This window comes from Enterococcus sp. DIV0213h (genome assembly GCF_051711285.1).
Classification (GTDB): domain Bacteria; phylum Bacillota; class Bacilli; order Lactobacillales; family Enterococcaceae; genus Enterococcus_D; species Enterococcus_D casseliflavus.
The window spans coordinates 2,401,895-2,423,300 of sequence record NZ_JBIOMH010000001.1; the positions used below are offsets into that span (position 1 = coordinate 2,401,895).

Here is a 21,406-nt window from a genome sequence, read left to right on the forward strand (position 1 = left end):
CTTTCATTCCGTTTCCCCCTTTGGCAACGGGTTCTGATCATGTCCGCCTCGCTTGCCTTTCCCATGTGAAAATAACCGTTGTGCCTCTTGGATCTCTTCACGGATATTGGACATTTCTTCATCTAGCTGATAGGCGGCTTCTGCCGACCGACGCAGTCGTTCACTGATTTCAGCGGGAAATTCCCCTTGGTATTTGTAGTTTAGTGAATGTTCGATCGTTGCCCAAAAATTCATCGCTAGTGTCCGGATTTGAATCTCAGCTAAAATAATTTTTTCCCCGTCGATCAGTTGAACGGGATATTCGATCACTAGATGATACGAACGGTAGCCACTGGCTTTTTTATTGGTGATATAGTCCCGTTCAATGATCACTTTCATGTCTTTGCGTGTTCGTAAGAGTTCAACGACTTGGTGAATGTCTTCCACAAATTGACACATGATTCGCAAGCCAGCGATATCAGACATCTCTTCTTCAAGCCGATCCAAAGCAATCCCACGTAATTTACTTTTCGTTAAAATGCTATCCACTGGCTTGACCCGCCCAGTGACAAATTCAATGGGAACATGCTTGTTTTGTTCCCGATATTGTTTTCGTATGCCTCTTAATTTTACTTTTAATTCTGAAACCGCCTGTTCATAAGGCGCTAAGAATTCTTCCCAATCTCGAATCATTCTTCTCCCTCGATTCTGTTCATAACATACCTCTTATTCTACCATACTCTTGGAATAAAACTGAATGAACAGAAGAGCAGAAACAAAAGATTTTTTGTCTCTCCCCCAACATCTCCGCTTTTCTTTGTTTGGTTTCTTTGACGGAATAGCTGAAACAGCGTACACTATGGTTGCAATAGAAAGAGAGTGAGAAACGATGGGCGAACAAGTAGAGATCGAATACAAGACGATGTTGACGGAAAAAGAATACCACCAGCTGCTTGCTTATTACAATTTGTCAGAAGAAGCATTTAAGATACAAACCAATTACTATTTTGATACGGTAGATCATAAGCTGCGGGAAAAGCACTTTGGCTTGCGTATTCGCACGACTGCTACCAATGCGGAATTAACGCTAAAAACCCCCATTGAGCACGGGTTATTAGAGACGACTGATCCTTTGACGAAAACGTCCGCAGCTTCATTGATTGCTTCAGAAAAAATTCTACCTACGGGTATCGTTGCTCAGCGCCTAAGAGCGGCAGGTATCGAGCCTGACACGTTACGTATGATCGCAGCATTAAAAACGAAACGGGCGGAATTTCCGATTGAAGAAGGATTGCTCGCGTTAGATGAAAGCTGGTATGGTCAACAGCATGATTATGAGTTGGAGTTAGAAGTCAACGAACCGATTAAAGGGAAAGATGCCTTTCACTCCTTGTTACGTCTCTTTGGCGTTCCTTACCGACCAGCGAAAAACAAGATCATCCGAGCCGTTGAAGAAAAATCATAGTAAGCTGTCCTTTTGCTTACTTTTTTCGCGTTTTTTTGCTATATTTAATAAAACATACTTATTTTGTTTTTCAAGGTATAAAAGAATCTTAATTGGGGAGAGATTCAAATGATCGAACTGTTTTTATTTATTAATCCGATTGGGCCTATTTGTTATGATATCGAAAAAGAGATTCTCAATAAATTAAACACCAGCCGCAAAAAAATCCATTTGCAGATCCTACCTTTCGTTAACTTGTTTTCCGTAGGTGTCTCAATGGACTATTTGTCCATGAATAAGACGGATTTGGTCTTGCGAAATGAACAGACCAACCAAATCTATGCTGCATCACTGGACTATAAGGCCGCTCAGTTGCAAGGGAAAAAAATTGCGCGGGATTTCTTGTTGAAACTGCAACAACGGATAGGGATCGAAAGACAAGAATATAGCGATGCCTTAGTGAAAGAATTATTTTCTGAAACGAATGGTGATTTAGAGATGTTCCTAGAAGATCGATCCTCTGAGCTAGTGAAAAAGAACTTTGCCACCGATCAGCGTGTAGCCAAAGATATGGGCATCACGATCACACCCTCTGCTGTGGTGTATGATTTTTCAAGTGAAGAAGAATATGGGGTCCTTTTAGAAGGATCAGAGGAACTGAGAAGTCTTCCGCTCGTCTGTGGTACAGCAACAGAACTCGATACATTTTTGCAAAAAGCTCAGTCTTTGAAAGCACCAAAACTTTCCACTATTCATGAAATTGATCGCGGGTTGATTCTTTTATGAAACCCTATTCAATAGCGACGCTGCGCAGCGAGCCAAACGATGATCTTGTGTTTGGCTCGCTGCGCAGCGTTTTTTATTGTGGACAAACAAAAAACAAACCAATCCTTTACGGATTGGTTCGCTTTTCAATTATGCTTCAATTTCTTTGACGAGTTCTTCCAATTCATTCAAGCGTTGCTCAAATACTTTCATCGCGTCTTCAATATAGTCTGCTTTTGTCATATCGACGCCCGCTTTTTTCATGACTTCGATTGGATAATCACTGCGTCCAGCTTTCAAATAGTTCAAATAGTTGGTTAAGGCATCTGGTTCACCTGCTAAGATTTTCTTCGCTAAAGCAGAAGCTGCCGAAAATCCGGTTGAATACTGGTAAACATAGTAATTGTAATAGAAATGCGGAATGCGTGACCACTCAAGACGAATCTCAGGATCTTTTTCAACAGAAGGTCCGTAGTATTTTGCATTTAACTCGGCATAGTTCTCGCTTAAGAACTCACTGGTCAACGGCGTTCCTTTCGCATCTTCCACGTGCATGAAGTGTTCAAACTCGGCAAATTGCGTTTGACGGAAAATCGTTCCTTTGAAGCCATCAAGAAAATGATTCAAGACATAAGCTTTGACCCGTGGATCTGTTTCAGTCTGCAGCATATACTCTGTCAAAATATTTTCATTGGTGGTTGAAGCGATTTCTGCTAAGAAAATCGAATAATCCCCATAAGCATAAGGCTGGTTGTTACGTGTGAAGTAACTATGCACACTGTGTCCCATTTCATGAACAAGAGTAAAGAGTTGATCCAATCGATCATTCCAGTTCATCAGGATATATGGCAGCGTATCATAGGCACCAGAAGAATACGCGCCACTGCGTTTGCCTTTGTTTTCAACGACATCGATCCACCGATTGCTGAAGGCTTCTTCAACCACCGCAAGGTATTCTTCACCTAATGGTTTTAACGCTTCTTTCGCTTTTCCGACCGCTTCTTCATAGGTATATCGAATGGGTGCTTCCCCTAAAATCGGCGTATAAACATCATACATATGCAACGTATCGACAGCCAACAGGCGTTTTCTTAATGCCATGTAACGATGCAACAATGGCAGGTGCTGATTGACGACATCCACTAATGTATCGTAGACACTTTCAGGAATGTGGTTGGCACTCAAAGCGGCTTGCCGTGCCGAATCAAATTTGCGGGCTTTTGCTTTAAAGTTATGGGCTTTGATATTGGTGCTTAATGTTTGGGCAAAGGTATTGCGGAATTGCTCATAGACACCATAAAGACCTTTAAAGGCTGCTTCACGGACAGACCGATCCGTGCTTTCCATCAACTCACCGTATACACCATGAGATAACTGCACTTTTTCCCCGCTTTCATCTTCAACTACTGGAAAATCCAAATCAGCATTGTTTAAAACAGAAAAAATGTTGCCAGGTGCCCCAAAAATTTCGCCAGCACCAGCTAATAACGCTTCTTGCTCCGCTGGCAAGACATGTGGACGTTCGTTGATGGTTTTTTCGATCATATGACGATAAACAGCTAGTTTCGGCTCTTGATCGAAATAGCTCCAAATCGTTTCATCAGACATTGTCAATAGCTCAGGATCAAACCAAGCAACGGCTTCACTTACTTGCGCAACCAAGTTACTTGCTTTTGCATACAAGCCTTGATACGTCGTATTGGCAGTATCTTGATCGTTTTTCAAATGACTGTATACATAGAGTTTCTCTAAACGACGAGAAAGCGCTAAAACAAATTCTAATGCGGATAAGAAGGCTTGCGGCCCATCGGCTAAAGTGCCTTGGTAACGACTTGCTTCTTTGACTTGTGCTTGGATCTCTTGAAATTCTATGTCAAAAGCCGCATCATCGGCATAGATTTTCGTTAAGTCCCACGTTTTTTCGACTGGAATCGATTCACGTGCTGGTAATTGTTTTGTTTCTGACATTCCCTTCACTCCTTGTTCATTGGTTAAAAATATCTTATCATACTTTTCAGTGAAACCAAATCATTGGCTTAAAAAGAAACCGAATTTTCTAAATATTGGCATTCTTGAAAGAGCCCGCGCAAAATTTCCCGTTGATCCAGTAACGGGAACTGCCATTGCCAATCCAGCTGCCGCAGCCGTGCTACCCATTGATCAAAACGAAGTGGACAGTCACTTAAATAAAGAAAGCGAAAAACCAATATTCGATGCTCAAATAAAATGCCAAAGCTGCTTTTACAATAGCACCACATAGGCAGCTGGGAGACATTGCCTTTTAACGGATACAATATTTCTTGGATCACACGGATTTTTGGCAAGTTCTTTCGCAGTTTTTGTATCAACCAGACCTGATAGTCTGCAGCAAGCCATTCAGGAGGACGGTGATGGTTTGATCTTTGTCCTTTGCACAAAGGGCGAAGAGTTTCTTTATGGTAAGGCGCCCCTTTTCGAGCATCGCTTTGTTGACTGCTGACTCCTTCTTGATAGTGCCAGTTGATTTGATCTAACTTCATTAAGGATTGATTTTGCGTATCAATCAGCCACAAACAAAAACCAGTTGCCTGATAACTACAGCAGGCTTTTGCCAAAAGTGACCATTGGCGTTTCGGATGCAATTTCTCCCCTAAGATCCACCATGGTCGATAGCCGTTTGCTAAATACGTGCTGGTTCTTTCAAGAAATCGTGAAAACTTGAGGGAAGAACACTGTACTTCAATGGCGATATTCTTATAACAAAGGTCAGGACGCTGTTGGAGTTTAGGCAAAAAGGCTTCGATCTCAATCCCTGTATCTTGAAACCATTCAAACAATAGTTGTTTGGCTTCCAAGTGTTCCTTCGTCTCCCCTTCGCTGTAAGTCTGACAATCAGCAGTTGCTTGATGGGCAAAGTGGGGCTGTCGTTTTGTTCCTTGCCGCAAAGTCACTTCTTGGTGACACCCTGGACAATAAAAAGGACCTGATGCTTTCTTTCTCCCTTTCGCTGCAATGACTTCTTTTCTTTGGTTCAATGCTTTCAGCATCTAACTCACCTCAATAAAAGATACGCCATTTTCATCAAACACAATTGAAAAAGCCAAGAACATTAGCAACATGTTCTTGGCTGGAAATGAATTTCATTCATTAATCATTCTTGAAGTAGAAACGAGTCAATTCAAGTGCATCGTTTTCCATGATCAACTGACCATATTCAGATAAAACCTCTGGCGTCACTGATGTCCGTTGGGCAAATTCCATCAAATAAGAAAGTGCATTTTCCACTTCAATATCAATAACCTCTGCATCCATGAATCGAATTTCAATATAATAATGGTTACCCATTTGGTAAAGATTGGTTGCAACGGAATCCAAATATACTTCGGATGCCAATTGAATCATATCTTCGAATCGCAACAACTCGAATACAAAACGATTGCCGATGTCTTCTGCTTGCTCCGACTCTTGTAATTGAGCCGCCACATGCTTTTTCAACATGTCGGTAATGTCTTCATTCGCTTCATCGTTCATCTCATCAAAATTTTCCATTCCTTCTGGTGGAAGATTTTTGCTAATAAACAATTCTAACCCATCGCCTTTAGGCAAGACTTGGAAAGTTACAGCTTCACTGCCCTTAAATTCTTCGTCAATATCAACTTCTTCAAGAATACTGTAAAAGAAGTTTTCAATTTCATTGTGATTTCCTAGAAGGTCAAGAAAAGTGATGCCTCTCGCAGCTAAGTCTTCACTTTTGATCAATACACGAATGGTGTTCTCATTGATATGTTCCATTTCCATATTAGCTACACCTCACTTTTGCTACTCACTATAGGTTCATTGTATCGAAACCTGATAAAAAGTAAAGAGAAAACGAATATCCTCTTAAGAAAAACATAAAAACTCAAAAAAAGACTCACTTTCAAAGAGAAAGCGAGTCGATGAAGTCAAATTTATAATCCTGCCATTAATTGCGCTTGTCTTAGTTCCAGTTGGCGAACATCCCTAGGTAAGAACCGACGAATTTCATCTTCGTTGAACCCAACTTGCAATCGTTTTTCATCAATCATGATCGGACGACGCAATAATCCTGGGTTTTCTTGAACAAGTGTCAATAAATCTTTTAGGGGCAGGTCATCTAGATCCATATTCAACTTTTGGAATACTTTGGATCTGGTGGAAATAATTTCTTCTGTGCCATCTTCTGTCATTTGTAGAATTGCCTTAAGCTCAGAAATATTTAACGGTTCTGAAAAAATATTTCTTTCAACAAAAGGGATTTCGTGCTCTTGTAACCACGCACGAGCTTTGCGACAAGATGTGCAACTTGGGGAAGTGTATAGTGTCAACAACGTGCATCTCTCCTTTTTAATTTTCAATCAAGCAAGTCCTGTTCCCTCGCTTGATTTCAATTATACAGGTTTAACTAAAAAAAATCTAGTCTAAATCTCATATTTTTTAATAAAACTCGAAAGTTATATTAAAAGCGAAACCTTTAAGGCAAAAGGTTTCCTTCAAAAAGTTTATTTTTAAATGAGAAAACTCAAATTTTTTTTTAATATTACTCCTTTTATACAACAGTGTGTCAAAGGTGTATCAAAAAGATGTCAGAATATTAAAATATTCTTTTAACAGAAGGCAACGTTTTTTAATTTTACTACGACAATTACAGATGTAATCAAAAACTGAGAGAAAAACCAAGGCAGTCGCTCAATCGTTTTCAAAAGAACTTTTTCACGATCCTTCCTTTGCCGAGAAACGATCGCGCTACAATGAAAATGGATGTTATTTTTTTGTACGAGTAATCGCAACCACTCTCTTTCTTCTTGGTTTTATTGTATCACATTCCTTTTTAATCAGAAAACCATAGAAGCATTTCTGTCATAATCTGCTATAAAACAGCAGCAGAAATGAACAACTGCTTATAAATGAAAAGGGTTTCTCACAAAAAACTCAGTAAAAAACGATCAATCCAAGAAGCCAGCCACTATGTTGCTTGGTCACTGACAAAGCATTATAGACTGTACTATTCTTGAACTGATCGTTTACCATGTCTTTCTTCTAAGCGAGTGTTGGTTCTCGGTCACGAGCGAATTGAGCATCATGCAATGCACGATAATGCCCTTTTCTCGCCATCAACTCTTCATGGGTTCCTTCTTCTAAGATCCCCTTCTCACTAACGACAATGATTCGTGTCGCATGTTTGATCGTTGCGAGGCGATGGGCAATGATCAAGGTTGTACGCCCATCTGCCAAAGAATTCAATGATTCTTGGATCACTTGTTCCGTTTCGGTATCTAACGCTGAAGTTGCTTCATCTAAAATCAGAATCGGCGGGTTTTTCAAGAACATCCGAGCAATCGCTACTCGCTGCTTTTGGCCACCGGATAATTTGACGCCTCGTTCACCGATGACCGTATCCAAGCCATCCGTCATTTGATCAATGACTTTTTCTAAGTGTGCCAATTTGACTGCCTTTAAAATCTCCTCTTGTGTTGCATCAAGTTTGCCATAAGCAATATTTTCTCGAATCGTTCCTGGGAAAAGAAAAACATCTTGCTGCACCGTACCAATCTGCTGACGTAAAGATGCCAAGGTCATCTCCTGAATATTGATGCCATCAATCGTAATGGCGCCTTCCGTGACTTCATAAAACCGCGGCAACAAGTTGCATAACGTTGTTTTCCCTGAACCACTTTGTCCAACGAAGGCGATTGTCTCACCCGCTTTGATCGACAAGTCGATGTGATTCAAGACTTTCGTCGCATCCGCATAGGAAAAAGAAACATCATGGTAGACGATGTCTCCCTTTAAGGAAGTTACTGCCCGTGCCCCTGGCTTGTCTTTGATCGTCGGTTCTTTATCCAACTCTTCGGTCAAGCGTTTGAAGCCAGCGATGCCTTTCGGATAGCTTTCGATCATCGTATTAACCTTCTCAATTGGTCTAACAAAGACATTTGACAATAAAATAAACCCTACGAACTGACCGTTCGTCAGTTCACCACGAATCACGTAGTAGGCACCAAAGATCAGAGCAAACAAGTTGATCAACCGAATCAAGAAATAATTGTACGCTGAACTGATTGCCATTACCTTATAAAAAAGGATCTTAGACTGCCGATAAATCTCACTTAACCCGTCAAAGCGTTTATGTTCAAACGTTTCATTGGCAAATGATTGTGTCACTCGAATGCCACTGACAGATGCTTCCACTCCGGCGTTGAACTCACCGAGATTATCATAGATCTGTGTGTTGACTTTGGTCATTTTCTTATTGAAAAAAACCAAGGCGATCGTGATCAAGGGAATCAACGCAAATGTTGCCACAGCTAATTGAACATGCATATTTAACATCAATAAGAATGAACCGACCAAAGTCATGATGGTAATAAAAACATCTTCTGGCCCATGGTGAGCGACTTCAGAAATCTCAAAGAGATCCGTAGTCAAACGACTGATCAGCTTGCCAGTCTTTTGATTATCATAATATTCAAAAGATTGCGTTTGCAGATGTCGAAATAACTCTTGACGCATATCAGTTTCAATATTGACCCCAAGTTTATGACCATAAAAAACCACGATATATTGCAACACAGTATTGATCACATAAAACAAGAACAAGCCTAAGCATGCCAACAGTATTAGGCGAAAGTTGTTCTGGGGCATGATCTTATCGATTACTTGGTTGACGGCAACTGGAAAGGCTAGTTCCAATAAACCAGCAAATACCGCACAAGTAAAGTCAAGTATAAATAGTGACCGATACGGTCGATAATAACGAAAAAACCTTTTTAACACATTTCCCCCTCCTCAATAGCTTTCATTATAAGCAACTCTCAGTAGAAATGCAAAATGAGAAACATGTGAAAATGGGTAAAATTCACTATAATTTTGAAAACCTATAAAGACGCGGATTTCTAAAAACAGTAAATAAAACCTTTATTTTACAGGGATTTCCCTCTTTTTTTTACAGGAATAATGGCTTATGATTGATTCGAAAACAAACTGAAAATTTTCACTAACTCTGAAAGGCGTGTCTCTTTTGATCACTAGTATTCTTTTTGATGTCGATGATACCTTATATGACCAGCAACAACCATTTCGCAATGCCGTAACCTCATGTTTCCCACAAATAGCCCACAAAGATTTAACTGCTCTTTACTTACGGTTTCGGGTGCACAGTGATGAGCAGTTTGGACGGGTATTGGCAAATGAATGGACGCTAGATCATTTTCGTTATTTTCGACTGACCCATTCATTAACGGATTTAGGGTACTTACCTATTACAATGGAAGAAAGCTGTAAGTTTCAGCTGTGTTATGAACAAGAACTAGATGCCATCACGCTGCATCCTGAAGTTGAGTCAACTTTGAACTATTTGTCCACATTGCCAGTCAAACTAGGAATTATTACCAATGGTCCCACTGACCACCAGCAAAAAAAATTGGATCAGTTGCAACTGACTCGATGGATCAAACCAGAGCATATGATCATTTCACAAGCAACTGGTTATCAAAAGCCCCAACTAGAAATTTTCCAATTGGCAGAAACCGCCTTTGCTCTTGATCCGGAAACCACACTGTACGTTGGTGATAATTTTGATAATGACGTGGTTGGCTGTAAGAAAGCCGGTTGGCAAGCTTTGTGGTTCAATCATCGTCTCCGTCAAGCGCCTAGTGGATTGGAAGACTTACCAGATGCATCGATCACTGCTTTTTCACAGCTGCAAGACAGTATTGACACACTGATGCAAGTGCCTGCATACATGTATAACTAAAAAAAGATGGACCTTCGCTCCTGCGGCAGGTCCATCTTTTTGATTGGCTAACTTTCTTCGCCGATACTCAATATCAAGCGAATATCTTCTTCTGTCATTTGTTGAAGCTGTGTTTCATTGCCTTGGATCACTTTTTGGAAAAGCTCACGTTTTTCTTGTTGCAACGCATCCATTCGTTCTTCAATGGTTCCTTCAGCAATCATTCGCCAGACTTCGACAACATTTTTTTGACCGATCCGATGGGCTCGTCCAGCGGCTTGTTCTTCTACCGCCGGGTTCCACCACAAATCGTATAAGATCACGGTGTCTGCGCCGGTCAGATTCAGTCCTGTTCCTCCTGCTTTTAACGAGATCAAGAAGACGTCCTTTTCTCCACTATTGAAGGCATCGACCATCGTCAAACGATCTTGCGGCGGTGTGCTGCCTCGCAAGTAAAAGGACTCAAACCCTTCTTGTGCTAGCTCTTCTTCAATGATCGAAAGCATGCTAGTAAACTGAGAAAATAGCAGCACACGACGCCCATTTTCTTTGGCTGCTAAGAGTAAATCTTTGACCTGTTCAAGTTTCCCAGAAGACCCTTCATAATCCTCCACGAATAATCGTGGGTCACAACAGATTTGCCGCAGTCGAGTCAAACCAGCTAAGATACTGATTCGATTTTTACGAAAAGACGTAGAATCCATTTGCGCGATTTCTTCCCGCATTTGCCGCAAGTACGCCAAATAGATTTTCTTTTGTTCTTCTGTTAAAACACTGTAATAATTTGTTTCCAATTTTTGCGGCAAATCATGCAGCACGGATTTTTTGTCTCTTCGCAAAATAAAGGGTTTGATCATTTTCGCAATTTCTTGCGTAGACAGTTCTTTAAATTTCTGCTTGTTCGGGAAAAAGCCTGGCATGATCATTTGGAACAAGGACCACAATTCTTCTAAATTGTTCTCGATCGGTGTGCCGCTGAGGGCGAACCGCTGTGGAACTTCCAAGGAGCGCAAGGCCTGTGCCGTTTTGGTCGCACTGTTTTTGACCATTTGCGCTTCATCTAAAATCAAACAAGTCAGATCTAATGCTTGATAGGCATCAATGTCTTGCCGCAAACTTGCATAAGAAGTGATGCGGACGTCCGCTGGTTGCGCCATCTGCCCTTCGCGCTCTTCTTTCGTTCCGCTGATGACAGACGCAGAAATCGTCGGCGCAAATCGTTTGATTTCTTGTTGCCAGTTGAATGTTAGACTCGCCGGTGCCACGATCAATGCATTCAATTTTTGTTTCTCTTGTTTTTCTGAAAGTAAGTAGCTGATCGTCTGAACGGTCTTCCCTAATCCCATTTCGTCAGCAAGGATACCGCCAAATTGATAGTGGCTCAACATTTTTAGCCAACGGAACCCAACTTCTTGGTATTGCCGCAACTCAGCATGCAAGTTTTCTGGCAGCTGCGCCTCAAAGTTTTCTGGGTGGATCAAGTCTTCCGTCATTTGCTGAAAACCGGCGCTAAAGCTGGCTTGATCAGCAAACTGCTCTTGCAGGAGCAGCCCTTGATTCAAAGGAACTTGGATCGCCCCATCCTTCGCTTCTAGTGAAAGACGCAATTTTTTCAGGGCAGCACTTGCTTCTTGAAACTCTTCCGATTCCAATGAAAGGACTTGCCCATTTTCAGTGGTATAAAATTGTGCAGACTGTAACAGGCTGCGCAAGACCTCATTGATCTCTGACTCTTGAATGCCGCTGACATCAAACTTGATATCCAACCAAGAACCATTTTCTTCGATAACGATTTCTGGTCGATGGTGTTGGGCGTCAAGGTAAAGTTCCCGCAGCTTCTTGCCGATACGGACTTCACCTAATTGCCTTAAAACAGGGATCTCCCTTGTAAAAAAGGTATAAAGTTGTTCCCCCGCAGGTAAGCTTTTTTGCCAATTTTTAGTGCTCGCTTGATAGCCAAAGGTTTCAATAATCGCTTCAATTCGTGCTTCTTGTTGAAAATCACGTAAAATCTCGGGATGATTTTCTGGCATATAGTGATGTTTTTCATCACTTGAAAAAACGACTTCTCCATAAGTGAAGTCTACTTGTAAATCGACTTGTCCTTTGATTTTCCGTAACGAAAAGACAGCTTTCAATTCAGACTCTTCGATTTCATTTTGAACTTCAGGTGCTACTTGGACACGCCCGATTTTTCGCAAATAAGGCAATACTTTCATAAAAAGATTCGCTAGTTCTTCTTTCGGATAGTCGATGACTGGCTGTTCAAATCGTTTAAACAACTGTTGCATCGTGACATAGATTTCCTTTTGTTCGACAGTCAGTTCATAAAAGGTTCCATCCAGCAGACCCCAATTATAATAGCTAAGTAAATGGTCAAAATCTTTCACGAATTCCAGCGGAAAATGATCCTCCTGTTTTGTGACTGAAAACGACAAAGGTTCACCGATTTGAAAATCGGCTTCATTGACTTTTGTTTCACCAATGGTTATTTGCGTATAGACTTCGTTTAACTGTAACAACAATTCTTTGCCGAACTCAACTGGTAGCAGCAAATACTTTTTGTCAAGTTTACCACTGATCTGAATGCCTGCTTGCCCGATTAACTGTTGCGTTTGCGCGATTCCTGCCAATCGATTCAACAAGGCTCGATTTTTCTCATCAAAGGCATCCGCAGATAGAAAGAAGGTCTGCTGCTTATTCGCTGCGTACTGCTTGTTTTCTTGGTACATCTGCAAAAATTTATAAATGTTTTTAACGACATAGGTTCGTGCGGTGCCACGATGGCCGACTTTGAGGGAAATCCCTAAGATATCCATTTCTTGATGGTAAGGATTGGTGGCGATGGTATCTATCCGAAATTCAACCTGTAAGGGTTGGCTGGTTTCTTTTTCGCTCCCTAAGCGGGCAAAGCCGTTGGAAAACATCTCTGAAGCAGAAAAGGCTTTTTTGATGGGGGTTTGCTCATTGATTTTTCGTGTTTTCCCTTGTTTGCGTAGATAAAGTTCGACTGCCACCGTGTGTTTGCAATAATGATGCTCTTCCCAGTACGGACATTGGCAATAATCTACCTCTTTGGCTGTAGCATCTAAGGTCACTAAATACAATTCTGTCCCCAATACTTCTGCGTGCCACACATTTTTTTCTTTGTCTGGTGTGACAGATAAGACGCGATCTTCGTTGACATACGTTCTGCCACGCTCAATTACTTTTTCTGGAATACTCCACTTCATAAGAGCCCTCCTCTCCTTATTCTTTTATTCGGATCCGGCTTTGCCCGCTGCCGTTAGTTTCTACGAAAACTTGCTGCAGGATTCTTGCCCGCAGTTCTCGAACATGACTGATGATCCCAATCATGCGCCCTTCATTTTCGATCATTTCTAATGCTTCCATCGCCATTTCCAATGATTCTTCATCAAGCGATCCAAAGCCCTCATCAATAAAGAGGGCTTCGATCTCGATCCCACCAGCTCGTTGCTGGATCACATCCGCCAAAGAGATCGCCAACGCTAAGGCAGCAATAAAGCTTTCGCCGCCTGAAAGTGTATGAGCTCTTCTGACTTGTCCCGCATTATCGTCATATATGTCAATTTCTAAGCCTGTTGAGCTTCGATAGCTCCCGACTTTATCCGCTAATTCAAATTGATAGCGGCCACGAGTCAACCGAGCCAAGCGTTCATTGGCGACTTCTAAGATCTCTGTCAGAAATTGCTGCAGTACATACCGTTCCAAGCTGGTTTTTTTGACGTTTTCGCCGTTGATGGTTTCTGCCAACTGCTGAAGTTGGCCTAATTGGGCCAGTTCTTCGACATTTTGCTGATAAATGACCTGCAGCTCGTCAAACAACCGTTGATTGCCGTTGACTTTCTCCTGTTTGCGAATTGTTTCTTGCTGTAGTTCCTCCATCACGGTCTGCAACTGAAGGTAGTCAGCTTCCAATTGGTTTAAATCTATCGCAGCTTGCTCTTTTAACTGTGCATCTAACAATGCTAGCCGTTGCTGAACAAACACCGTTTCTTGCTCATAGGTTTTGATTTCTTCTGAGAGAACGGTTGTTTGAGCGGCTTGGGCAATCAATTCCCGCATCGTTTCTTCCGTCATACCAGCTTCTTGGAGTCGCTGCGTCAGTCGTTGTTCTGCTTTTGTCTTAGCCACTTGCTTTTCTTCAAAAAATTGCTGCAGATTTTTCAGCTTCTCTGAAAGAATCGCTTGCTGTTCGTTTAGCTGCGCTTCTTGTCGGGCATCAGCCTCAATTTTTTGCGTATATTCCCTCAGTAAACCATTGGTTTTTGCTAAATCGGCTTGTAATTGTTCATACGTTGCGCCTGCAAGTTGTTCCTGTAAAGAAGCCAATTTCCCCTCCGCAAGCTGGCGCGCTTCTTGGGCTTTTTTCGCTTGCTCACTGACTTGCTGATAGGACTCATTTAACGTTGCTAATTTCTCATTTACTGCCTGATGTTTCTTCTGCGCGTCTTCATAAGAAGCGGCTTTTTGTTGATTGAAAGATTGCCGTTTCTTTAGTTCCGCTACCGTCGTTTCCTCGGTAATCGTCTCTTGGTTTTCTATCGGCTGCAAGGCAGCAAATGCCTGTTGAACTGTAGTCCAAGCGAATGCCACTTGCTTCTGCGCAGCAGCACTGGTGGCTTGCCATTCGCTGATTCGCAATGTGGCTTGCTCCTGCAGCGTTTGATTTGCCGATACTTGCTGCTGGATCTTCGTCAATTTTTCTTGTGTTTGCTCAAGCCTTTGTTCACTGGCAATGATGTCTTCGATGCGATAGGTCGTGTGCTCCTGTGTATTCGGATGATCCAAGGATCCGCAAACCGGACAGGGTTCATTTTCTTCCAGCAAAAGACGAAGCCGAGCAATTTGCATTCGAGCATTTTGACTGGTTTCTTGTTTTAACGTTTTTTGCAGCTCCAGCAAGGATGCTGCTAATTGCTGTTGTTCAAGAACCAACTCCGAATGAATTTGTTGCTGTTCCCCTGCTTTTTGCTCGGCTTCACGAAACTGCGCTTTTGCTTGCTGCCATTTTTCTACCAGAGCCTGCGTTTCTACCAATTTCACCGCTTCTGCTTGAAACCCTCGCAATGCTTCGATTTCTTCTGCCAGATGCTGCGCTTGCGCTTTGGCACTTGCTTGCGCTTGGTTTATCTTCGTTAATTCGGTGGTCTGTTGTTGTGCGGCTTTTTCAAGTTGCACCACTTCTTCTTGCTGCGCTTGTGTGCGCTGTGCTAGCGGGATCTGCTGCTGGATTCGTTGAACTTTTTGACTAGCAGCTTCCTGTTTTTTCTTGATGCCGTCAATCAACGCTCGTTGGTCTTGCCAGCTTACTTGTTGCTGCTGAATTTCTTGCAGCTGCTGCTTTGTTTCGTTGATTTGCTGAGTAGCTTGCTGTGCTTCTTTCACTCGTTCTTCTTTTTGCTGCATGATTTCTTGATGTTCAAGCGCCCACACCAACTGGTTCAACTGTGCTTTTTTCTGAGCGATCTCGTTTTTTTTAGCATGCAGCTCTCGGGCTTTTTCTTGTAGACCTTGCCATTCGATCCGTGCATTTTCAATTTCTTTTGCACGGTAAAAAGCGTCTTGCGCAGCTTTCATTTCTTGGATCGCTTGGTCTTTTTTGTGTAATAACTGCTGAAGCTGCGCCTGCTGTTTTTCTAAATCCTGCGCCCACAAAGTCAGACCTTCCGCAACCGTTAAAACCTCCTGCGCTTCTTCCCATTCAAAGCGCTCCATGATTTGCGAGGCGAGCAGCTGCTGATGCTCAAGCTTTTTACTTTGTGCTTTGACTCGCTCTTTCAACCATTCATTAAATTGTTGATACATTTCCGTGCCAAATAAATTCCGTAAAACGCGTTCTTTCTCATTGCTGCTGGCAATCAAAAAATTACGAAATTCTCCTTGCGGCAACATCATGATTTGAAAAAACTGTTTGGCATCCAGCTGCAGCAGATCCTTGATAAATGCATCAACTTCTGTGCGTTTACTGATCTGCTTTTTCTCTTTGCCTTCGGCGTCAAAAATCGTCAGCTGGACTTTTGCCGTTTGGTTGGTGACCCCGTCACCACGTTTTTTTGCTAAGGTCTGTTCCGGTTTCCGTTGGATCTGGTAGGTAAAACGCTGATGTTCAAAAGTAAAGGTGACGCTGGTCTCTTCGGTTGGTGAAGCAAACATCGAGCGCATTTCTTTGCCTGAGCGCAGATTCCCCGATGTTTCACCGAACAAGGCAAACGTCATGCCATCGAAAATCGTCGTTTTTCCTGCACCCGTTTTGCCGCTGATCAAAAACAAACCGCCAGCTTGCAGCTGACTAAAATCCAATTTTTCATCAATGAATGGACCAAAATTTTTCATTTGTAAAGACTTCGGTTGCATGACTATTCCCTCTTTTCCACGACAAATGCTTCATTTAATCCTTGTTCGATCCACTTGGTTTGTGCATCGAGCAATGAATCTCCCGTCATCTCTTGAAAAAAATGACTGATCAAGGCCTGCGGGTCGGTTTCTCGTGTCGTTAGCTGTCTTTTTTTCGTCTGTTCTCGACCATTCAACCGTTCGACAGACAAAATAAATGGACAGATCTTTCGCAACTGATTCATCATATTTGGAATCACAGCACGATCCGTCAGCAGAAAATGCCAAAACGCCTCACGATCCAGCTCACGGTAAAAAACCGGATCGATCAACTCCTCAAAGGAGGCTGTCAGTTGCTGGATATCCCTTTTTGGTGTCAGGGGAATAAATTCATTGGTGTCTTTTACAGTATCAACAAGATAGACCCCTTTTTGGTTCGTCCGTTCAGAAAGGGAAAATTTTAGTGGAGAGCCACTGTACCCGATTTTCGGATGTTTCAGGGCGGTATTGGCATGTAAATGCCCCAAAACGACTCGATCAAAAGGCGCAAAAGCTGTGGTCGGCACGCTGTCCAATCCGCCAACTTGAATTTTTGTTTCAGAATCCGTTTGGCTAGCGCCCGCCACAAAAAAATGGGTCACTAACACTTGTTTTTTTGACGAATCAAAGTGCTTGGTCATCTCCTCGATCACTCTTTGGACACTATCTGAAATTTTCGTTAACGGTTCGTCAAAAAATAAGCGCGCCTCGATCGGTTCAAAATAAGGCAGCAAAAAGAATTGTGTATCGTCAAACTCGACCGGTTGTAAACTTTGTTCGATGCTGGTGGACAGATAAAAACGTGTTCGCTGAAACCACTGACTACCAGTTTCTAGCCGCGTTGGGCTATCATGGTTTCCTGAGATAGCCAATAAAGGCAGTTCATTCGTTAGATTGATTTCTGCGATTTTTTCATTCAATAATTTGACCGCATCGACAGCGGGAACGGAACGATCATACAGATCACCTGCAATGACGATGGCAGCGGCTTTTTCTTCTAAAGCGATCGCAATGATTTGATCAATAATTGCTCGCTGGTCTTCCAGCAAATCATAGCCATGTAGTTTTTTTCCGATGTGCCAATCAGCTGTATGTATAAAGCGCATTTCTTCACCTTCTTAAAAAATATCCTTCCAATCATTATACCACTTTCCCTGATCGTTAGACATCTCTCTTCCAGCAAAATTTCACTTACCACCCATTTTTGATAAAAAGAGCGAAGACCTGACATCATTATGTTGAAATGTTTTTTCAATTATAAATTTATATCTTGAAATATAATTACACTTCATTTACAATGAGTGTGAAATCGAATTCAACAATCGCTTTCATCACTATTCTAAAAGAAAGGAGAAACGCTATGCTTGCAATAGGACTAATGTCAGGAACCAGTTTGGATGGGATCGACGCTGCTTTAGTAAAAATCAATGGCTACGGCACCGAAACTGCTGTACAGCTGATGGAAATGGTCACGCTGCCAATTGATGAAGAATTGAAGGAACGAATAAAAACCGCTTGTGATCCGGTGGAATCAAATGTTCCCCTCATCTGCCAATTAAATACTGAACTAGGGTATCAATTTTTGAAAGCGTGTCAAATCCTCTGCCAAAAAGCTGGTATTGAAGAAAAAAGCATTGATTTTGTTGCCAGCCACGGACAAACGATCTGGCACTCCCCCGATTCTGATCCAGCGAAAAACAGCACCTTGCAAATTGGCGAACCTTCGATTATCGCTTATGGCTTACAAACGAAAGTCGTCGCCGATTTTCGAGTGATGGATATGGCTGCTGGCGGTCAAGGCGCCCCTCTTGTTCCTTATACAGATTATCTGCTCTATCAATCAGACAGCAAAAATCGTTTGCTGCAAAACATTGGCGGCATCGGCAATGTTACTGTACTACCAAAAAGTGGCAGCTTAAACGAGCTGTATGCCTTTGATACAGGTCCAGGAAACATGGTCATCGATGAATTAATGGTTCAGTTATTCGGCCAGCCTTATGATGCGTTTGGTGAAACAGCCCGTGCGGGAGCAATTATACCCACCTTGCAAAAGGAATTAAGAACTCATTTTTATTTGTCCCAGCAACCGCCGAAAAGCACCGGGCGTGAGCTTTTTGGAAAACATTTTGTGCAGCAGTTATTGACCAAGTATCCCGAAGCAGCACCTGAAGACTTGGTGAGGACTTTAACCGATTTCACCGCTTTTTCCATCGCTGACAGTTACCAACGGTTCATTTTTCCTCAGTTGGGAACAAACGATCTGGAAGTGATTCTCTCGGGCGGTGGTGCCCACAATCATCTGCTGATTGAACTGATCCAAGGCTATTTACCAGAATCAGTAGCCGTTGGAACACAAGATGACATTGGCGGTTCCAACGATGCCAAAGAAGCGGTGGCTTTTGCCATCTTAGGAAATGAAACCCTTCACAGCCGTGTCAATAATGCCCCTGCAGCAACCGGGGCAGCCCAAGGCGTGATTTTAGGGAAAATCATTCCGAATCCATGGGAAGCAAAAATGTAAAACACCTTAGGAGGATAAACCATGTTAGATAAATTCACTCAATTCATCGAGCGCCATTTGGCAGGACCGATGGAAAAACTTGGCAGCCAGCGTCACTTGCGGGCGGTTCGTGACGGGATCGTTTCAACCTTGCCATTGATCATCGTCAGTTCGTTCTTTATGATTTTAGCCTTTCCACCGCTGCCTCAAAGTTGGGGCATCTATCAATTCTTGTCTAGCAATGCCACAACGATCTTATTGCCTTATCGAATGACGATGTACATTATGAGCTTGTATGCGGCATTCGGGATCGGATACAGTCTTTCTCGCTCTTATAAGCTTGATGGTCTTTCTGGCGGGATCCTAGCTACGACCGCCTTCTTACTGACCTTCACCCCTGTCAATATCCCAGCAGAAGCCTTGGATGCTGCTGGAACGGTCGGCTTTGTCTTGCCAATGGCCAATTTAGGGAGTGCTGGTATGTTCGTGGCGATCATCACCTCGATTCTTGCCGTTGAAATCTATCGGTTAACGGACAAATCGAAATTTAAAATCACGATGCCAGAACAAGTCCCACCTGCAGTCGCTCGTTCTTTCGAAGCCTTGACCCCTACCTTAGTCATTATTTTAGGAATGGGTGCGATCACTTACTATATCGGCTTTGACTGGCACACGATCGTGGCAAAAGTCGTTGATCCTTTAGTCAGTGCCGCAGACACCTTGCCAAGTGTGCTTTTGATCACCTTCTTGACGACCTTCTTCTGGTCATTCGGGATCCATGGTGCTTCTATCGTTGGTTCACTGGCTCGTCCATTATGGTTGCAGTTATTGGAAGGAAATACGACTGCGCTTGCTTCAGGAGATATGATTCCCAATATCGCAGCCGAACCATTTTATCAATGGTTCATCTGGATCGGTGGGGCTGGTTCAACGATTGGTTTGGCTATCTTGTTAGCGTTTCGCACCAAATCGGAATTCGGTTCAAAACTAGGAAAAACAGCCTTGATTCCAGCTATTTTCAACATCAACGAACCACTGATTTTCGGTACACCGATCGTTTTGAACCCAATCTTGATCCCACCTTTCATCATTGCACCACTGATCAATGGCGTCATTGCGTGGGTCGCTACCTCAGCTGGTTTAGTCAATGCAGTTACGGTCAATGCCCCTTGGACATTGCCTGGACCAATTGGCGCTTTCTTAGCGACTGGCGGCGATTGGCGTGCGATCGTGCTGAATGTTCTTTTGATTCTTTTATCGATCCTGATCTATTACCCATTCGTAAAAATCTACGACAAAAACGAATTGGAAAAAGAAAATCAACCAGTCGCACAATAATGTATAAATAAAGGTCGTACGAAGCACCCACCAAGACAAACAGAAGAAGCCTTCCTCACCAGCTTTTTCCAATGCCAAGAGGTGCTTCGTGCGGTTTTTTAGAAAGAAGGAAAACCATTGAAACGAGAAATTGGCCTTTCGATTTACCCCGACCATAGCGATCCTTTACTGGATCAAGACTATTTAAAAAAAGCTGCTGCCCTTGGTTACTCTCGCTTATTTATGAGTATGTTAGAAGTCAGTGAAGGCAAAGAGACCGTCAGAAAAAAATTCTCTTCGATTATCGGCTTTGCCAAGAACCTTGGCTTTGAAACGATATTAGATATTTCGCCTGCTGTTTTTAGTGATCTGGCGATCTCTTATGACGATCTTAGCTTCTTTGCAGAATTAGGCGCGGACGGTATCCGCTTGGATCAAGGGTTTGATGGCAGTAAAGAAGCCCAGCTGACCTTTAATCCATTTGGCTTGGCGATTGAATTGAATATGAGTAATGATGTGAACTATTTAGAAAATATCCTTTCTTATCAAGCCAATGAACCTTTTTTATATGGCTGCCACAATTTTTACCCCCAACGAGGCACAGGCTTAACGGATGCTTTTTTCCGCAGCTGCAGCCTACGTTTTAAAAAATACGGGTTGAAAACAGCCGCCTTCATCACTAGTCAATCAGCCAAAATCGGCCCTTGGGAAGTCAATGATGGCTTACCGACCTTAGAATCTTGTCGAGATTTACCATTGGCGCTGCAAGGGAAGCTGCTTTTTGCTTCTGGGTTGATCGATACCGTGATTATCGGCAATGCTTATGCGTCGGATGCAGAGCTGAAAGCTCTGGCGGCGATCGATCGTTACAAGCTGACCTTTGGCGTTTTCGTAGAAGCAAAGGCCAGCGAAATCGAACGGAGAATATTAGCCGAAACCAATCATTTTCGTCGTGGTGACAGTAATGTGTTAGTCGCTCGTTCCACACAGTCACGGGTGAAGTACCGTCCCATCGAAAACCTCCCTCATACAAACCAAGAACCTTTTGCCTATGGGGACATCGTTATCGGCAATGATACCTTTGGCCAATACAAAAACGAATTGCAGATCGTTTTGACCCCTCACCAAGACACACGGAAAAACAAAGTCGGCGCCATTTCAAATGACGAGCTGCCTTTGTTGGAATATTTAAAACCGTGGACCAAATTTGCTTTCGAATTATTGGATTAACTCTTTAGAAAAAAGCCGCTGATCACAAAAGGATCAGCGGCTT

General features: G+C 42.6%; 15 protein-coding genes. 6 read left to right on the top strand and 9 right to left on the bottom strand.

Annotated elements, in window-relative coordinates; translation table 11 throughout:
• Positions 1-3: 3 nt before the first annotated feature.
• Positions 4-672 carry a GTP pyrophosphokinase gene (locus IGI77_RS11070; RefSeq protein WP_005229708.1) on the bottom strand — a complete coding sequence of 223 codons (669 nt, stop codon included), beginning with the start codon at positions 670-672 and terminating at the stop codon, positions 4-6.
• A gap of 196 nt (positions 673-868) precedes the next feature.
• Here IGI77_RS11070 and IGI77_RS11075 point away from each other — a divergent pair, with 196 nt between their 5' ends.
• Together IGI77_RS11075 and IGI77_RS11080 are read left to right on the top strand one after the other, a co-directional pair.
• Positions 869-1,444: a CYTH domain-containing protein gene (locus tag IGI77_RS11075; protein WP_284591597.1), complete on the top strand. Its 576-nt coding sequence runs from the start codon at positions 869-871 to the stop codon at positions 1,442-1,444.
• A 108-nt stretch (positions 1,445-1,552) separates the two neighbouring features.
• Complete coding sequence (locus IGI77_RS11080) at positions 1,553-2,209, top strand: ClpXP adapter SpxH family protein (RefSeq protein ID WP_005229705.1); 657 nt, start codon at positions 1,553-1,555, stop codon at positions 2,207-2,209.
• Positions 2,210-2,338: 129 nt separating this feature from the next.
• Here IGI77_RS11080 and pepF read toward each other — a convergent pair whose 3' ends face one another.
• The 5 genes from pepF to IGI77_RS11105 all read right to left on the bottom strand — a co-directional run bounded on the left by pepF (position 2,339) and on the right by IGI77_RS11105 (position 8,962).
• Positions 2,339-4,156: an oligoendopeptidase F gene (pepF, locus tag IGI77_RS11085; RefSeq protein WP_438770048.1), complete on the bottom strand. Its 1,818-nt coding sequence runs from the start codon at positions 4,154-4,156 to the stop codon at positions 2,339-2,341.
• 68 nt (positions 4,157-4,224) lie between these two features.
• Entirely contained in the window at positions 4,225-5,214 is a 990-nt protein-coding gene (locus IGI77_RS11090; RefSeq protein ID WP_275854632.1) for a competence protein CoiA, read from the bottom strand.
• A 100-nt stretch (positions 5,215-5,314) separates the two neighbouring features.
• Positions 5,315-5,965, bottom strand: a complete 651-nt coding sequence (locus tag IGI77_RS11095) for an adaptor protein MecA (RefSeq protein WP_431383351.1) — start codon at positions 5,963-5,965, stop codon at positions 5,315-5,317.
• 152 nt (positions 5,966-6,117) lie between these two features.
• The gene (spxA, locus tag IGI77_RS11100) at positions 6,118-6,516 is read right to left on the bottom strand and encodes a transcriptional regulator SpxA (protein ID WP_003127030.1); all 399 of its coding nucleotides are present in this window, start codon (positions 6,514-6,516) and stop codon (positions 6,118-6,120) included.
• 709 nt (positions 6,517-7,225) lie between these two features.
• The gene (locus IGI77_RS11105) at positions 7,226-8,962 is read right to left on the bottom strand and encodes an ABC transporter ATP-binding protein (RefSeq protein ID WP_438770051.1); all 1,737 of its coding nucleotides are present in this window, start codon (positions 8,960-8,962) and stop codon (positions 7,226-7,228) included.
• A 244-nt stretch (positions 8,963-9,206) separates the two neighbouring features.
• Here IGI77_RS11105 and IGI77_RS11110 point away from each other — a divergent pair, with 244 nt between their 5' ends.
• Positions 9,207-9,941 carry an HAD family hydrolase gene (locus IGI77_RS11110; RefSeq protein ID WP_159160947.1) on the top strand — a complete coding sequence of 245 codons (735 nt, stop codon included), beginning with the start codon at positions 9,207-9,209 and terminating at the stop codon, positions 9,939-9,941.
• A gap of 47 nt (positions 9,942-9,988) precedes the next feature.
• On the opposite strand, the gene IGI77_RS11115 is transcribed toward IGI77_RS11110, so the two are convergent.
• Genes IGI77_RS11115 through IGI77_RS11125 form a run of 3 tightly spaced genes read right to left on the bottom strand, consistent with a single transcriptional unit; the run spans position 9,989 to position 17,422 of the window.
• Entirely contained in the window at positions 9,989-13,153 is a 3,165-nt protein-coding gene (locus IGI77_RS11115) for a DEAD/DEAH box helicase (protein WP_121261001.1), read from the bottom strand.
• 16 nt (positions 13,154-13,169) lie between these two features.
• Entirely contained in the window at positions 13,170-16,298 is a 3,129-nt protein-coding gene (locus tag IGI77_RS11120; RefSeq protein ID WP_438770054.1) for an AAA family ATPase, read from the bottom strand.
• Positions 16,299-16,300: 2 nt separating this feature from the next.
• Positions 16,301-17,422, bottom strand: a complete 1,122-nt coding sequence (locus tag IGI77_RS11125; protein ID WP_438770056.1) for an exonuclease SbcCD subunit D — start codon at positions 17,420-17,422, stop codon at positions 16,301-16,303.
• Positions 17,423-17,676: 254 nt separating this feature from the next.
• Here IGI77_RS11125 and anmK point away from each other — a divergent pair, with 254 nt between their 5' ends.
• From anmK to IGI77_RS11140, 3 genes are all read left to right on the top strand, one after another.
• Entirely contained in the window at positions 17,677-18,837 is a 1,161-nt protein-coding gene (gene anmK / locus IGI77_RS11130) for an anhydro-N-acetylmuramic acid kinase AnmK (protein WP_015509985.1), read from the top strand.
• Between the two features lie 21 nt (positions 18,838-18,858).
• On the top strand, positions 18,859-20,154 hold the full coding sequence (locus IGI77_RS11135; protein WP_005229683.1) for a PTS sugar transporter subunit IIC: 1,296 nt from the start codon (positions 18,859-18,861) through the stop codon (positions 20,152-20,154).
• A gap of 117 nt (positions 20,155-20,271) precedes the next feature.
• Positions 20,272-21,363 (top strand): DUF871 domain-containing protein, encoded by a 1,092-nt coding sequence (locus IGI77_RS11140; RefSeq protein WP_438770059.1) that lies wholly within the window; start codon positions 20,272-20,274, stop codon positions 21,361-21,363.
• Positions 21,364-21,406: the final 43 nt, after the last annotated feature.

What these genes read in the sequence shown, in the direction of transcription:
- IGI77_RS11070 (WP_005229708.1), bottom strand. Translation starts at nt 672, where the DNA reads ATGATTCGAGATTGGGAAGAATTCTTAGCGCCTTATGAACAGGCGGTT.
- IGI77_RS11075 (WP_284591597.1), top strand. Translation starts at nt 869, where the DNA reads ATGGGCGAACAAGTAGAGATCGAATACAAGACGATGTTGACGGAAAAA.
- IGI77_RS11080 (WP_005229705.1), top strand. Translation starts at nt 1,553, where the DNA reads ATGATCGAACTGTTTTTATTTATTAATCCGATTGGGCCTATTTGTTAT.
- pepF (WP_438770048.1), bottom strand. Translation starts at nt 4,156, where the DNA reads ATGTCAGAAACAAAACAATTACCAGCACGTGAATCGATTCCAGTCGAA.
- IGI77_RS11090 (WP_275854632.1), bottom strand. Translation starts at nt 5,214, where the DNA reads ATGCTGAAAGCATTGAACCAAAGAAAAGAAGTCATTGCAGCGAAAGGG.
- IGI77_RS11095 (WP_431383351.1), bottom strand. Translation starts at nt 5,965, where the DNA reads ATGGAAATGGAACATATCAATGAGAACACCATTCGTGTATTGATCAAA.
- IGI77_RS11115 (WP_121261001.1), bottom strand. Translation starts at nt 13,153, where the DNA reads ATGAAGTGGAGTATTCCAGAAAAAGTAATTGAGCGTGGCAGAACGTAT.
- IGI77_RS11120 (WP_438770054.1), bottom strand. Translation starts at nt 16,298, where the DNA reads ATGCAACCGAAGTCTTTACAAATGAAAAATTTTGGTCCATTCATTGAT.
- IGI77_RS11125 (WP_438770056.1), bottom strand. Translation starts at nt 17,422, where the DNA reads ATGCGCTTTATACATACAGCTGATTGGCACATCGGAAAAAAACTACAT.
- anmK (WP_015509985.1), top strand. Translation starts at nt 17,677, where the DNA reads ATGCTTGCAATAGGACTAATGTCAGGAACCAGTTTGGATGGGATCGAC.
- IGI77_RS11135 (WP_005229683.1), top strand. Translation starts at nt 18,859, where the DNA reads ATGTTAGATAAATTCACTCAATTCATCGAGCGCCATTTGGCAGGACCG.